This window comes from Dermacoccus abyssi (assembly GCF_003515945.1).
GTDB lineage: Bacteria > Actinomycetota > Actinomycetes > Actinomycetales > Dermatophilaceae > Dermacoccus > Dermacoccus abyssi.
In genome coordinates this window covers 1-14,330 of the sequence record NZ_QWLM01000020.1, presented here as the reverse complement: position 1 = coordinate 14,330, position 14,330 = coordinate 1, and the positions used below count along the sequence as shown (strand labels likewise).

General features: G+C 68.3%; 13 protein-coding genes and 2 pseudogenes. 12 read left to right on the top strand and 3 right to left on the bottom strand.

Translation table 11 applies throughout. The annotated features are described in order from the left end of the window. Positions 1 to 35: 35 nt before the first annotated feature. Positions 36 to 1,529 (top strand): CoA-acylating methylmalonate-semialdehyde dehydrogenase, encoded by a 1,494-nt coding sequence (locus D1832_RS13360; protein WP_118914731.1) that lies wholly within the window; start codon positions 36 to 38, stop codon positions 1,527 to 1,529. A 65-nt stretch (positions 1,530 to 1,594) separates the two neighbouring features. On the opposite strand, the gene D1832_RS13355 is transcribed toward D1832_RS13360, so the two are convergent. Then, positions 1,595 to 2,194 (bottom strand): pentapeptide repeat-containing protein, encoded by a 600-nt coding sequence (locus D1832_RS13355; protein ID WP_182434795.1) that lies wholly within the window; start codon positions 2,192 to 2,194, stop codon positions 1,595 to 1,597. 194 nt (positions 2,195 to 2,388) lie between these two features. Between D1832_RS13355 and D1832_RS13350 the strand changes: the two genes are divergently transcribed. The 3 genes from D1832_RS13350 to D1832_RS13340 all read left to right on the top strand — a co-directional run bounded on the left by D1832_RS13350 (position 2,389) and on the right by D1832_RS13340 (position 5,444). Beyond that, positions 2,389 to 3,282 carry an ABC transporter ATP-binding protein gene (locus tag D1832_RS13350; RefSeq protein ID WP_118914727.1) on the top strand — a complete coding sequence of 298 codons (894 nt, stop codon included), beginning with the start codon at positions 2,389 to 2,391 and terminating at the stop codon, positions 3,280 to 3,282. Further along, positions 3,279 to 4,220 (top strand): ABC transporter permease, encoded by a 942-nt coding sequence (locus D1832_RS13345; protein WP_118914726.1) that lies wholly within the window; start codon positions 3,279 to 3,281, stop codon positions 4,218 to 4,220. Before D1832_RS13350 ends, D1832_RS13345 begins: the two co-directional genes overlap by 4 nt. A 252-nt stretch (positions 4,221 to 4,472) precedes the next feature. Beyond that, positions 4,473 to 5,444 carry a metallophosphoesterase gene (locus D1832_RS13340; RefSeq protein WP_241511018.1) on the top strand — a complete coding sequence of 324 codons (972 nt, stop codon included), beginning with the start codon at positions 4,473 to 4,475 and terminating at the stop codon, positions 5,442 to 5,444. 53 nt (positions 5,445 to 5,497) lie between these two features. Here D1832_RS13340 and D1832_RS13335 read toward each other — a convergent pair whose 3' ends face one another. Continuing rightward, on the bottom strand, positions 5,498 to 6,610 hold the full coding sequence (locus tag D1832_RS13335) for a threonine ammonia-lyase (protein ID WP_241511017.1): 1,113 nt from the start codon (positions 6,608 to 6,610) through the stop codon (positions 5,498 to 5,500). An 89-nt stretch (positions 6,611 to 6,699) separates the two neighbouring features. Between D1832_RS13335 and D1832_RS13330 the strand changes: the two genes are divergently transcribed. Next, positions 6,700 to 7,620, top strand: a complete 921-nt coding sequence (locus tag D1832_RS13330; RefSeq protein ID WP_118914785.1) for a LysR family transcriptional regulator — start codon at positions 6,700 to 6,702, stop codon at positions 7,618 to 7,620. 130 nt (positions 7,621 to 7,750) lie between these two features. Here D1832_RS13330 and D1832_RS13325 read toward each other — a convergent pair whose 3' ends face one another. Beyond that, positions 7,751 to 7,975 carry a VOC family protein gene (locus D1832_RS13325; RefSeq protein ID WP_206609407.1) on the bottom strand — a complete coding sequence of 75 codons (225 nt, stop codon included), beginning with the start codon at positions 7,973 to 7,975 and terminating at the stop codon, positions 7,751 to 7,753. Positions 7,976 to 8,396: 421 nt separating this feature from the next. On the opposite strand from D1832_RS13325, the gene ahpC reads away from it, so the two are divergent. The 7 genes and pseudogenes from ahpC (at position 8,397) to D1832_RS13295 (ending at position 14,281) form a co-directional block, all read left to right on the top strand. Beyond that, on the top strand, positions 8,397 to 8,960 hold the full coding sequence (gene ahpC, locus D1832_RS13320; protein ID WP_047311193.1) for an alkyl hydroperoxide reductase subunit C: 564 nt from the start codon (positions 8,397 to 8,399) through the stop codon (positions 8,958 to 8,960). 270 nt (positions 8,961 to 9,230) lie between these two features. Next, a pseudogene (locus tag D1832_RS16340) lies at positions 9,231 to 9,758 on the top strand (alkyl hydroperoxide reductase subunit F); the annotation flags it as partial. A 134-nt stretch (positions 9,759 to 9,892) separates the two neighbouring features. Then, positions 9,893 to 10,780, top strand: a pseudogene (locus D1832_RS16335) (FAD-dependent oxidoreductase); the annotation flags it as partial. A 212-nt stretch (positions 10,781 to 10,992) separates the two neighbouring features. Beyond that, the gene (locus D1832_RS13310) at positions 10,993 to 11,874 is read left to right on the top strand and encodes a hypothetical protein (protein WP_118914722.1); all 882 of its coding nucleotides are present in this window, start codon (positions 10,993 to 10,995) and stop codon (positions 11,872 to 11,874) included. Between the two features lie 29 nt (positions 11,875 to 11,903). Beyond that, positions 11,904 to 13,361, top strand: coding sequence for a phytoene desaturase family protein (locus tag D1832_RS13305; protein WP_118914721.1), 1,458 nt, complete (start codon positions 11,904 to 11,906; stop codon positions 13,359 to 13,361). Positions 13,362 to 13,468: 107 nt separating this feature from the next. Next, positions 13,469 to 13,969, top strand: a complete 501-nt coding sequence (locus tag D1832_RS13300; protein WP_118914719.1) for a hypothetical protein — start codon at positions 13,469 to 13,471, stop codon at positions 13,967 to 13,969. Positions 13,970 to 14,065: 96 nt separating this feature from the next. Continuing rightward, positions 14,066 to 14,281, top strand: a complete 216-nt coding sequence (locus tag D1832_RS13295; protein ID WP_118914717.1) for a hypothetical protein — start codon at positions 14,066 to 14,068, stop codon at positions 14,279 to 14,281. The last annotated feature ends 49 nt before the right edge of the window (positions 14,282 to 14,330 follow it).

Here is a 14,330-nt window from a genome sequence, read left to right as displayed (position 1 = left end):
CATAGGGTCGAAACGACGAGGAAGGGGGCGCTCACATGGCAGACGTCACGCAGATCGGGCACTGGATCAACGGACCACGGGTCGCAGGGGAATCGGGTCGCGAGGGCGACGTGTTCAACCCCGCCACCGGCCAGGTCACCGGACGGGTGGCGCTCGCGTCGCCCGGCGAACTCGACACGGCCGTCGCGGCCGCCCGCGCCGCGCTGCCCGGCTGGCGCGACACGGGTCTGACGAAACGCACCCCCGTCATGTTCAAGCTCCGCGAGATCATCACGGCGCGCAGCGACGAACTCGCCCGCATCATCACGAGTGAGCACGGCAAGGTCGTCTCCGACGCCGCCGGCGAGGTGACGCGCGGCCTCGAGAACGTCGAGTTCTGCGCCGGCCTCATGCACCACCTCAAGGGCGACTACTCCGAGCAGATCTCGACAGGCGTCGACGTTCACTCCGTGCGCCAGCCCGTCGGCGTCGTCGCGTGCATCACGCCCTTCAACTTCCCCGCCATGGTGCCGCTGTGGATGGTGACGACGGCGATAGCCGCCGGCAACACCGTCATCCTCAAGCCGAGCGAGCGCGACCCCTCAGCGGCCCTCTGGCTAGCCGAGGCGTTCAGCGAAGCCGGTCTTCCCGACGGCGTGCTCAACGTCGTCAACGGTGACAAGGAAGCCGTCGACGGCATCCTCGACCACGACGACGTCGCGGCCGTCTCCTTCGTCGGCTCCACCCCCATCGCCCAGTACGTCTACGAGCGAGCAGCGGGCAAGGGCAAGCGGGTTCAGGCACTCGGCGGCGCGAAGAACCACATGGTCGTCATGCCCGACGCCGAACTCGACGGCGCCGCTGACGCCGCCGTCTCCGCCGCGTACGGTTCCGCGGGCGAGCGCTGCATGGCGGTCTCCGTCCTCGTCGCCGTCGGCGAGGTGGCCGACCCGCTCGTCGAGAAGATCGCCGAGCGCATGAAGAAGCTCACCATCGGCGACGGCACCGACGAAGCCTCGGAAATGGGCCCCCTCATCACCGCCGAGGCGCGTGACCGCGTCGCCTCCTACGTCGGGGGCGCCGCCGGTGAGGGGGCCACGGTCGTCGTCGACGGCCGCGATAAGACCTTCGACGGCGACGGCTTCTTCATCGGCACGAGCCTCGTCGACAACGTGCGGCCCGGCATGAAGGTCTACGACGAGGAGATCTTCGGGCCCGTGCTGTCGGTCGTGCGCGTCGACACCTTCGAGGAGGCCGTGAAGCTCGTCAACGACAACCAGTTTGCCAACGGCGTCGCCATCTTCACGCGTGACGGCAAGAGCGCGCGTGAGTTCGAGTACGCCATCGAGGTGGGCATGGTGGGCGTCAACGTGCCCATCCCCGTGCCGGTCGGCTCGTTCAGCTTCGGCGGCTGGAAGAAGTCGCTCTTCGGCGACACACACATGTACGGCCCCGAGGCGTTCAACTTCTACACGCGCCGCAAGGTCGTCACGTCGCGCTGGCCGGAGCCGACCGAGAGCCAGGTCGACCTGGGCTTCCCGACGCACTGAGTGAGCACTGTCGTCGCACGTGGAACGTCCGCTCGTGCGACGACGTGTGTCCAGGGCGTCGTCTCTCAACCGATGACGATGCCCTGCGCCACCGCGACGGCCAGCGCTCCGTCGACGTCCATCCGTGTGCTGCCGAAGCGGGCCCCGGCGAGGTTGACGCTGTCGACCCTCGCGCCGCGCAGGTCCGCCTCGCGCAGGTCGCAGCCGCGCAGCGTCGCGCCGGTGAGGTCGGCGTCGTCGAAGACGACGCGCTTGAGTGACGACTCGCTGAGATCGGCCTCGGCCAAGCGCACGTCCGACAGGTCGAGCCCGTCGAGCTTCGCCTGGCGCATCGTCACCATCGGCCACTGCCCACCGCGGACGACGGCGTGGGTCCACGAGCAGTCGGCGAACGTCGAACCCGAGAGCTTGCACCCGGCGAGCGTCGCCATGAAGAACCCGCAGTCGCTCAACGTGCACCCGGTGAACGCGACCTGCTCGAGCTGCGCGTCGTTGAACCGACAGTTGAAGAACGCGCACCCTTCGAACACCGTGGCGGCCATCGTCTTCTCCGTGAAGTCGCAGCCGTTGAAGCGGCAGGAGATGAAGCGTCGGCCGTCGAGATCGGTGTCGTAGAAGTCCACTTCGACGAAGCGTTCGTTCTCGGTGAGCGAGGAGTCGACCATGCGAAACATTGTTTCGTCTTTGGGTATGAGCGTGACGGGGGAGTCACTCTCGTACTCAAAGATCGGCGAGCGCCGTCGCGGGTCCACCCTGAGGATGACGCCGTGTCCACCCTGAGGATGAATTTTCGACGAAGGGTCGAAATGGGGGATGTCCCTCAGGTCTCACGCAGTGTCAGGCGCCTAGGGTTTGAAGCATGATCACAGTAGAGGCGTTGACCAAGAGCTACGGGGGAACCGTGGCCGTCGACAACGTCACCTTCAAGGCCGAGCCGGGCCGAGTCACCGGCTTCCTCGGCCCGAACGGTGCCGGTAAGTCGACGTGCATGCGCATGATGACGGGGCTGACGCCGCCCACGAGCGGCCACGCCACCATCCTGGGAAAGAAGTACGACGAACTGACGAACCCTGGACGCCACGTCGGTGTCCTGCTCGACGCGAGTGCTCAGCACGCCGGACGCACCGGCCGTGAGGTGCTCACGCTCGGTGCCAAGACGATGGGCCTCGGCACCGACCGCGTCGACGAAATTCTCGACGTCGTCGGCCTCACGCCGCCGGAGGCGAAGCGTCGCGTGGGCGACTACTCGCTCGGTATGCGTCAGCGCCTCGGCATCGGGCACGCGCTGCTCGGTGACCCCGAGGTGCTCATCCTCGACGAGCCGGCCAACGGCCTCGACCCGGCCGGTATCCGCTGGATGCGTGGCCTCCTGCGCTCCTACGCCGAGCGTGGCGGCACCGTGCTCCTGTCGAGCCACCTGCTCCACGAGGTCGAGCAGATCGCCGACGACCTCGTCATGATCGGCCGCGGCCGCATCGTGCGTCAGGGCACGAAGCGGGAGCTGCTGCGCGGTGCGGGCACCAACGCCCACAGCACCGACGACGCTGCCCTCGCCTCCGCGCTGCAGGCCGCGAACATTCCCGTGCAGCGCACGCAGACCGGCATCCACACGCCGGCCGAACCCATCGAGGTGGGCAAGGTCGCTGCCGCGAACGGCATCGTCCTCGTCCAGCTCGGCCAGGCCGGCGGCTCCGGCCTCGAAGAGATGTTCCTCAACCTGACCGCCGCCGACTCCCGAGAGGTTGCGCGATGAGCACCCCCATGAACCCGAACCAGCCGCAGGGCGGAGCGCACTACCCGCCGCAGCAGCAGCCCGCTATGGCGGGCGGCCCGGGCGCGCAGGTGCCCCAGCAGGCTCCTCAGGGCGCGCAGTTCACCCCCCAGCAGGGCAGCGGCGCTCCGACCCAATCACGCCTGCCAAGCCGACTCGGTGACGAGGGACGCACGTCCCCGGTCTCCTTCGGGCGCCTCTTCGCCGTCGAGATGCGCAAGATGATCGACACGCGCGCCGGCAAGTGGCTCCTCATCGCCATGGGCGTCCTCATCATCATCGCGTCCGTCGCCGTGATGGTGAACGGGCGTCGGACGTCGCCGGAGTTCGGCAACTTCGTTGCCGCCGCAGGCATCCCGATGGGCTTCCTACTGCCGATCCTGGGCATCCTCACCGTGACGAGTGAGTGGTCGCAGCGCACGGCGCTCGTCACGTTCACGCTCGAGCCGCGACGCTCCCGTGTCGTCCTCGCGAAGTGGGCCGTGGGCCTGCTGTTCGGCGCCCTCTCCATCATCTTTGCGTTCGCGATCGGTGCAGCGACGACGCTCATCGCCCAGGCGGCGTTCGGTCACGACGCCAACTGGACGATGTCGTGGGGCGCCGTGGGCGGCAACGTGCTGGCGCAGCTCATCGCGGTCTCGATCGGTATCGCATTCGGCCTGGCTTTCCAGAACACCCCGGCCGCGATCTGTTCGTACCTGTTCATCCCGATCCTCGTGAGCATCGTGACGTCGTTCGGCGAGACGATGCGCACGGTCGGTGAGTGGATCGACCTCAACCTCACGACGCAGCCGCTCTACAACGGCACGATGTCGAACGAAGGGTGGGCGAAGTTCGCCGTCGCGCACGTGCTGTGGCTCGTCCTTCCGATGGTCATCGGATTCATCCGCCTCAACAAGCGAGAGGTGAAGTCGTCCTGACCCAGGTCGACTGACCGTCCGGCGGGCCTCGGTCGCCGACGGCGAGCAAAACACCCTCGTGAGCGTAACGGCGCTCCCACCGAGGGTGTTTCGCTCCCATGGCCCGAGTCGTTCATGTCCCGTTCGCGCCGGCGACTCGCCGTCGTCAGGTCGGAGGCGTGGGATGCAGGGGCTGTCCGCACCTTGACTTGGAGGATTCACGTGAAACATTGCACCCCGGCCGCCCTTGCTGCTCTCGCCTGCCTCGCAGGCATGGCTCCCACTCAGGCGGTTGCGGCCTCTGACGGCGCGAAGCATCATGCGGGCTACACCTTCGCCGTCATCGGTGACGTCCCCTACGGCCAGGCGCAGATCGAGGCGTTCCCGAAGTGGGTCGACGAGATCAACGCCGACCCCGACGTGCGACTCGTTCAGCACGTCGGCGACATCAAGAACGGCTCGACGCGCTGCGACGACAGCTACTTCGCCTCGATCAAGAAGCAGTTCGACCGTTTCCGCGACCCGCTCGTCTACACCCCCGGCGACAACGAGTGGACCGACTGCCACCGCCCTAACAACGGCTCGTACAACCCCTTGGAGCGCCTCTCTGCCGTCCGTTCCACGTTTTTCGCGAAGAACAACACGACGAACGGGCGCCCCCAGCACATCGACGGCGTCAACCGCGCCTTCCCGGAGATCGTGACGTGGCGCAAGGCGAAGGTGAGCTTCGCCGCGCTGCACGTCGTCGGGTCGAACGACGACCTCGTGCCGTGGACCGGTATCGGCGAGAAGGCGGCGACGCCCGCGCAGGTTGCCGAGCAGAAGGCGCGGATGAACACCAACCTGGCGGCGCTGCGCTCGACGTTCGCCGACGCGAAGAAGCACAAGTCCCGCGCCGTCGCGGTCTCTCTCCAGGCGGACATGTTCGACCCGACGTACGACGTGCCGCACGAGAACAACACGGCGTTCACGCCACTTGTCGCCGAACTCGTCAAGCAGTCGAACGCGTTCCATGGCCCCGTCTACCTCATCAACGGGGACTCGCACGTCTACACCAGCGACCGGCCGCTGGCGAGCGGCTCGCGGTGGCTCTCGTTCTACGGCGTCAAGGTCAGCGCGAACAACCTCACCCGCATCACGGTGGACGGTTCGGACAACAACAAGGGCTGGCTCAAGGTGAGTGTGACCGATTCACCCGCAGTCCTCGAGTGGAGCCGCATCCCCTACCGGACGCAGGCCGGCTGACCGACGGGAGCATCTTCGCTCCCATGGCCTGGGGCGCTCCGTCGAGGGACGCGTCACCGGCTCGCGAGCCGCTTCCACTCGTCAGTGCTGACATTGCCACCCGTGACGACGACGGCGACCGAACCGCCCTGCGCTTCCCCGTCCCGCTTCTGACGAGCACGCAGCCCTGCGAGTGACGCAGCTGCGGCGCCCTCGGCGAGCAGGTGGGCGTGGGTGGCGAGCAGGTGCGCGGCGTCGTCGATGGCGTCGTCCGGCACGAGTTCGAACGCGGCGAGTCCGACATCGCCTGCCGTGCCGCGCGAGCCGCGCAGGACGCTCTGCGGCGTGGCGAAGCCGCATCCCGTGGCCAACCCGCTGACGCGGGTGTTGGCCGCTTGGGAGACTTCCGCCTCACCGACCCACGACTCGTAGGCGGCAGAGGCGCCGACCGCCTGAACCCCGATGATCCGCACGTGCGGCGCGATGACATCGCGCACGAGGCAGGCGCCGGCGGCCCCGGAACCGCTGCCGATCGGGATGACGACCTCCGCGATCTCCGGATGCGCCTGGAGCAGCTCGAGGTAGACCGTGGCGTGACCGTGGATCATCGCCGGTTCGTTGCCTGGGTCGACGAAGCGCATGCCGCGCTCGGCCGCGAGGGTTCGGGCATGGGCCGCGGCCTCGGGCAGTCGCTCACCTTCGAGGACGACCTCAGCCCCGAGGGCGCGCACGGCGTCGACCTTCACACTTGGCGCCGAGTGCGGGATGACGATGAGTGCCCCCGTCCCGGCGACCCGTGCGGCGTAGGCGATCGACTGGGCGTGATTGCCGGTGGAACAGGTGACGAGCCCGGCGCGGCGTTCGTCGGCACCGAGCGAGGCGGCGAGTGTCAGGCCCCCGCGCACCTTGAACGAGCCCGTCGGGTTCATGTTCTCGTGCTTGACGACGACATCGCGGCCCACCGCGTCACTCAGTGCCGCGTACCGCCACGTCGGCGTGGGCACGAGGTGTGCAGCGAGGGCCTCGGCTGCGGCGAGGACGCCGTCGAAGGAGACGACCGGGGTCGCCGAGCCGGTGTCGCCGGTGGCAGGTGCGGCGCGGGTGGGCTCGATGGGCTGCATGTGCGGGGCCGACACGAGGTCATGCGGCGCGGCGGTTTCGCGGGTGGGCCGCGGCAGGATCGTCATGCCTCCAGCGTGCGCGACGGCGAATCATCCGTCCAATACATGCAATCACTTGATCGCATCGATGACGCCGATAGATTGAGGAGGTGGAGATGAAACGCCTCGAAGCGCTCGTCGCGCTCGCCCGGGAAGGAACGGTGAGCGCGGCCGCCACCGCGCTCGGGTGTGGGCAACCGACGGTCTCGCACCACCTGCGTCGGCTCGAGGAGGAAACTGGTGCGGTGCTTGTGCAGCACGTCGGGCGCGGGGTGCGACTGACGCCCGACGGCGCGCGTCTGGCGGCGCGCGGCGAGGAGATCCTCGGCCTGTTGCGGCGCGCGGAGGCGGAACTGGACACCTTGACGACGCTCGCCGCAGGGCACGTGCGCCTCGCGGCCTTCCCCTCTGCCTGCAGCACGATCGTGCCGCGGCTGCTCTCGACGCTCGCCGACACGGCACCTGGTCTGACGTTCGACATCGTCGAGGTCGAACCGCCGGAAGCCGCCGCGTTGCTGCGCTCGGGGCAGGTCGACGTCGCCATCACGTTCGCCTATTCCGGGCAGCACTTCGATGACGACGTCACCGTTGAGCACCTCGGGTGGGACGCGTTGCACCTCGTCGAACCGTCTCGTTCGGTTGGCGGCACGATCGTGGAGGGGCGCGCCTCCGGCGAGAGGGAAGCGACGGGCCTGCGGCCGGAAGAACTGCGAAGGTTCTCCGATGACCGGTGGATCGCGGGCTGCGAGCGCTGCCGCACAGGGCTGCTCGACCTGTGCGCCTCCGTCGGAATCGAGCCCGACATCGGCTTCGCCAGTGACGACGTCGTCGCCGTACAAGCTCTCGTGGCAGCGGGTTTCGGGGTGACGTTGCTGTCTGCACTCGCGCTCGCGGGCCACCGCAACCCAGGCGTCGTCACGCACTCCGTTGTCGGTGCGGGCCGAGAACTGCACGTCGCGACGTACGGCGCACCGCCGCGCCCGGCCGCCGTCGAGGAGGTCGTGCAGACGCTGCTCAGCCTGTCGTGGATCGCGTGACGAAAGGTTGAGCCGTGTCTCGACGGCGCGTCGATCGTGAGGGCCTGCAGTGAACGGTTGTGCGGCGCTCATTGCCCGAGAACGCGTCGTGCCTGACGCGTTTCCGGACGATGTTCGGACGCGCTGGGCGTCAGGGCGGGCCGTCCAGGCCGAAGACTCCGCCGAACGGATCGACGAGCTGGCAGATGCTGCGCCCGCCGCCGATCGTGAGCGGCCCCCGATGATGCTCGGCTCCCGCATCGAGAAGCGCCTCGCGATGGGTGCTGACTCCGTCCGTCGCGAAGTAGGCAACGACGCTGGTACCGAACGGGTTGCGCTCGACGTCGGCGGGGTGGAAGCCGATCTCGCCCACCATCGACCTCGACGAACCAGAACCCCGAATCAAACTGCACGGCAGTAGATTCCACGCGCAAGACGCGCTCGGCGTACCACCGGCATGAGGTCTCAGGGTCTCGCGCAAAGATCATGACGCCGCGAAGTGGGTGGGTGTGCTCGTGGGTCGTCATGGCCCCAGGTTGCCACGGTCGGACGGTGAAGATGGTCGCGACTCGACCACGCCGTCGCGAACGAATGTGACCGTGAATCGCAGATGTGCACACAGCCGTCGGCCTGAGAACTCGGGGCGCGCCGCGAGGGGGGCGGGTCGTTCACGCGATGTTCACGCGGCCCGCTGTTGGACAGGGCGACCAGATAGGCTAAAATGGAGTCATTCCAGTTAAGGAATGCTTGCGGCGGCGCCACGCTCGCCGCCGATCCCCAACGCGAAGGAGCATGACGTGTCGCTCATCAACACGACCATCAAGCCGTTCAAGGCCACCGCTTTCAAGCAGGGCGAATTCGTCGAGGTCTCCGAGGCCGACGTCGCCGACAAGTGGAGCATCTTCTTCTTCTACCCGGCCGATTTCACCTTCGTCTGCCCGACCGAGCTCGGCGACCTCGCCGACTACTACGACGAGCTGCAGAAGCTCGGCGTCGAGGTCTTCTCCGTCTCCACCGACACCCACTTCACGCACAAGGCGTGGCACGGCTCGTCCGAGACGATCGGCAAGATCAACTACGCCATGATCGGTGACCCGACGCTCCAGATCTCGCGCAACTTCGAGATCCTGCGCGAAGACGAGGGCCTCGCCAACCGCGGCACCTTCCTCGTCGACCCCGACGGCGTCATCCAGTTCACCGAGGTCACCTCCGAGGGCATCGGCCGTAACGCCGCCGAGCTCGTCCGCAAGGTCAAGGCCGCCCAGTACATCCGCAACCACCCGGGCGAGGTCTGCCCCGCCAAGTGGGAAGAGGGCGAAGACACGCTGGCCCCCTCGCTCGACCTCGTGGGCAAGATCTGACCGTTGCGATTCGTGGAGCCGCGGGGCTGAACCCCTCGCAAGTTCGGGCTCTCAGCCTCGCGGCTCGCTCATCGCGCACCCCAAGCCGGTGACGACGGGCGCGCTCACCCCTTCCGCGCCCGCCGCCACCCCCCCGTCCCCCGGGCCGCGGGTGGAAGCCGGCGAGAACGCCCCCCAGGTTCTCGCCGACTCCCACTCCCGACCCGACTCCCCGCTCGCCTCACGTCGTGACGTGCGAGCGACGCCCGTCCGACTCCCAGGAGGCACCCCATGGCCGTTCTCGACCAGAACATGACCGCCCAGCTCAAGCAGCTGCTCGGCAACCTTCGTGAGCCCGTCGAACTGCGCGCCAGCCTCGACGACTCCGACAAGTCCAAGCAGACCGAAGAGCTCCTCAAGGAGATCGAGGCACTCCACGACCTCGTCTCCTACTCGCGCACCGACGAAAACGAGCGCCGCCCCTCCTTCGAAATCGCGCGCCGCGACACCGACGTCGGCGTCCACTTCGCGGGCCTGCCGCTCGGCCACGAGTTCACCTCGCTCGTGCTCGCACTCCTCCAGGTCGGCGGCCACCCCGTCAAGATCAGCGACGAGCAGGCCCAGCAGATCCGCGACATCGAAGGCGAGTTCCGCTTCGAGACGTACATGTCGCTCTCCTGCCAGAACTGCCCCGACGTCGTGCAGGCGCTCAACGCCATGAGCGTCATCAACCCGAACATCCACCACATCGCCATCGAGGGCGGCGCCTTCCAGCACGAGATCGAAGAGCGCGACATCAAGGCCGTGCCGACGGTCTACCTCAACGGCGACGTGTTCGGTCAGGGCCGCATGACGATCGAGGACTTCATCTCGAAGCTCGACACCGGCGCCGACGCCAAGCCGCCGAGAAGCTCAGCGCCAAGGACGCGTTCGACGTCCTCGTCGTCGGCGGTGGCCCCGCTGGTGTGGCCGCGTCCGTGTACACCGCACGCAAGGGCATCTCCACCGGCCTCGTCGCCGACCGCATCGGCGGCCAGGTGCTCGACACCATGGCCATCGAGAACTTCATCTCGATGCCGTACACCGAGGGCCCCAAGCTTGCCGCGGCGCTCGACCAGCACCTGCACGAGTACGAGATCGACGTCATGAAGGGCCAGAGCGTCGCCAGCATCGAGGACGACGGCGACCTCAAGAAGGTGACGACCGAGACCGGCGCCACCCTGCGTGCCAAGCAGCTCATCCTCGCCACCGGCGCCCGCTGGCGCCGCATGAACGTGCCCGGCGAAGAGGAGTACCGCAACAAGGGCGTCACGTTCTGCCCGCACTGCGACGGCCCCCTGTTCAAGGGCAAGAAGGTCGCCGTCATCGGCGGCGGTAACTCCGGCGTCGAGGCCGCCATCGACCTCGCCGGCGTCGTCGGCCACGTCACCGTGCTCGAGTTCCTCGACACCATGCGCGCCGACGAGGTGTTGCAGCGCAAGCTGAAGTCGCTGCCGAACGTCGACATCGTCATGTCCGCTGCGACGACCGAGGTTCTCGGCGACGGCAAGGCCGTCACCGGCCTCGAGTACACCGACCGCGAGAGCGGGGAGACGAAGAAGCTCGACGTCGAAGGCGTCTTCGTCCAGATCGGTCTCCTGCCGAACACCGAGTTCCTCGACGGGGTCGTCGAGCTCAACGAGCGCAAGGAGATCGTCGTCGACGCCCGCGGCGGCACGTCCGACCCGGCGATCTTCGCCGCCGGCGACGCGACGACCGAGCCCTACAAGCAGATCGTCGTCGCAGAGGGTTCCGGCGCCACGGCTGCGCTCGGCGCGTTCGACGCGAGCATCCGCGTCTGACGCCTCCCGCACCACAAGGGTCGAAACCTTCCCTTCTTGCGTCCAAGCAGACCGCTTGCGCACACGAAGGGAAGGTTTCGGCCCCTCGTGCGTGATTGATGACGCCCACCCCGCGCGCCGCATAACGGGAAGGTCACGCGTCGTTGCTACCGTGGCCTGTCTCCCGGGAACCGGGTGAACATCCCGACACGCACGGCCAGGAGGCGTAACGCATGCTCGAACAGTTCCGCCTCATCCTCAAGGCCCTGCCGTGGACGGGCCCGGCCATCGTCGTCGGAGCATTCCTCGCGCTGGTGTCCTTCTTCCTCTTCGCCCGACGCCGCTCGCACGCCGACCGAGTCGGTTTCGCGCTCGTCGTGTGGTGCCTCGTCGTCGCGGCCGTCGTCACGCTGAGCCCGGTCAAGAACGACTACTTCGGGATCCCGGCGGCGGGGTGCGATTGGTCGATCTGGCGCCCGCTCGCCCGTGACTACTGGTTCAGCTCCGGCTCCCGGCCGCCGAATGTCTGGCTGTTCTTCCCCGCCGGTGTCGGCGTCATGCTCCTCGACGGTTTCTGGCGCAAGTTCCTCGGCATCGCCTTCCTCCTCGCGCTTCCACCGGGGATCGAGACGATCCAGGATCTCTACCCCGAGCTCAAGCGCAGCTGTTCGAGCCAGGACGTCGTCGACAACTGGACGGGTCTCGCCATCGGGCTGCTCATCGGTGGGGCGCTCGCGCTCCTCGTCGGCATCCACCGCTTCTTCCGTGGCAAGGCGCGCGCCCGTCGCGAGCGCAAGGACGCTGCGCTGTACGGCGAACCCGCAGCAGCGACGCCCGCCGCCCAGGCCGACCTCCCGCTCGGTGGCGGTGAGCCCGACGCCGTGCGCTACGACGAGTTCTCCGACTTCGACGACCGCCCCAACTCGACCCGCTGGTACGAGGACGACGGCTACACCGCGACGCAACCACAGCCGTCACGCGGAAGTCTGCGCGGCGACGACGGACGCACCCGCGCGATGCCGACCCGCCGCCACCTCGACCCGGAGAGCCCGTACTCCCCGGAGTCGAGCGACCCCGACGACCCTGACGCCACCCAGATCATTCGTCGCCGCTGAACACCCTCGCGACCTGACATCCTGACGCCATGAGCATCAGCCGGGTCGCCGTCGTCGGGTCGGGGCCCAACGGCCTCGCTGCCGCGGTGACGCTCGCGCGCGCCGGCCTCGCCGTCGACGTCCTCGAACGCAACGCTTGGCTCGGCGGGGGAGCGGCCACCCGCGAAATCACCCTCCCAGGGTTTCGCCACGACCTCGCGAGCGCGGTGCACCCGATGGCGCTCGCGAGCCCCTTCTTCCAGTCCTTCGGGCTCGCCGACCGCATCGACATCGCCGTCCCGGAGATGTCGTTCGCCCACCCGCTGCCCGACGGCCGTAGCGGCTTCGGGTACCGCGATCTCGACCGGGCCGCCGACGCGATCGGCCGTGACGGCGGCGCGTACCGAGCCTTCCTCGCGCCGGTCGTCGACCACCTCGCCGGAACGGTCGATCTCACGCTCAACTCGTTGCTTCGCGTGCCGCGCGACCCGGTGGCCGCTACGATCTTTGCCGCCCGCGTCGCCGAGGCCGGCACCCCCGCCTGGAACGCCCGGTTCGCGGAGGGGATCGCGCCCGCTATGCTCACCGGTTGCGCGGCTCACGCCATCGGCCGACACCCCAGCCCGGCGCTCGCCGGCGGCGGGCTCCTCCTTGCTGCCACGGCCCACGCGGCCGGGTGGCCCGTTCCCGTCGGCGGCTCGCAGGCCATCGTCGACGCTCTCGCGGCCGATCTCGAGGCGCACGGTGGACGCATCGTGCTCGATCGCGGGGTGACAGACCTCGACGAACTCGACGAGTACAACGCCTGCGTCCTCGACGTCGGTGTGCCCGCCTACCTCGATCTCGCCGGGGAACGCCTGCCCGCGAAGTACGCCCGGGCCCTGCGCCGCTACCGGCACGGGCGCGGCGTGAGCAAGGTCGACTTCGCGCTCGCCGGGCCGGTGCCGTGGGCTGATGCCCGTCTCGGCGAGGCGCCCACCGTCCACCTCGGCGGAACACGCGCCGAGATCGCTCAAGCCGAACGGCAGGTCGCTCGCGGCTGGGTGCCCGATCGTCCGTACGTCCTTGCGGTGCAGCCGAGCGTCGTCGATTCCACCCGAGCACCCGAGGGGAAGGCGACGTTCTGGGCCTACCTCCATGTGCCTCACGACAGCAATCTCGACGCCACCGACCTCGTCACACGCGCCGTCGAGGAGTACGCGCCGGGCTTCTCCGACCTCGTCCTCGCGAGCGTCGCGACGCGGGCCACCGACTTCGCCGAGGCGGTGAGCCCCAACTTCGCCGGGGGCGATTTCGCGGGCGGCGCGGTGAGCGTCGCGCAGATGGTGAAGCGACCCGTGGTGTCGACCGCGCCCTGGCGTACCCCGCTCGACGGCGTCTATCTCGGCTCCGGCGCGACGGCGCCCGGCCCGGCCGTTCACGGCATGTGCGGCTGGCACGCGGCGCGCACGCTCCTCTTCGACCACGGCATCGCGCCGCCGTCGCTGCGGAAAGCCGCGGCAGGGTAGAAGTAGCCTTCGGGGCTCTGCAACGGGCGCCCTCCTGGAACACTGAGGGAGAGGGCTTCCTCGTCAGGAGGCCGCCTCTCCTGTGTGCGAAAGGCGTTGATGGCTTCATGTTCGAGAAGGAGTTCGTCTGTGTGTCCGAACAGCTCGACAACCTTCTGTCGAGCTGGTGCGAGGTTGCCAGTGCTGAGGGGTTCGGCTTCTTCCCGGCGCGGGCTGGGGAGTCCGAGCCACTTCGGACACGTGTCGGCGATGCCGAAAGCATCCTGTCCCAGGTCCGAGAAGCGAGCTCGGGCTCTCTCTTCTTGGAGCTCGCGGGTGGAGGTGTGGCACACGTTTCCTTCCCCGAGACCTTCACAGAGGATGTGGAGTTCGACGACCCGTTCGACACGGACTTCGCTGACGACGAGGAATACGAAGACGCTCCGGTTCTGGACCCTGGACCGCCGGTTGCCGTGTTTCAGGTAGGACTTCGGGCGGACCTCTCGGAACGACACAAGCGCGCCTTCATGGAAACGTGCCGGAGCTCGGAAGCCGTCTTCGGTCAGATCACCGCTGCTCCGCCGTACGGGTTCGGAGCAGCCACAGGCCCAGAGATCGCCGCGTCCTGATGCCCGCCTACGGTCTCGTGGTCGACGTGGGTGGGGCCTCCACCGGACGGTCCGTGGACAAGTCGCCGAGAACTCGTTTGGTTGGGAAAGGAGTACGTGGAAGTCATCGTCGACACGACGGCCCCTCCCGGTGCGGTGACCTCGTCTCGGGAAGGCGTCCTGCTCGATCGTGCAGCGTGCGAGGAGCCGTCACGCGGACTTTCGCTCGAGGGACTCTTCAGCCCGGAGTGCTTCCTCACCGTCCATCACGACCCGGATGGCGTCCTGCCGAATGTCAGGAGAGCGGGGTGGGTCCCGCAGTTCGGCTCGTGACGAGACGGCCCTCAGAGGGCGAGATTTGCTCGGGGGCGGGGGGCGGGGG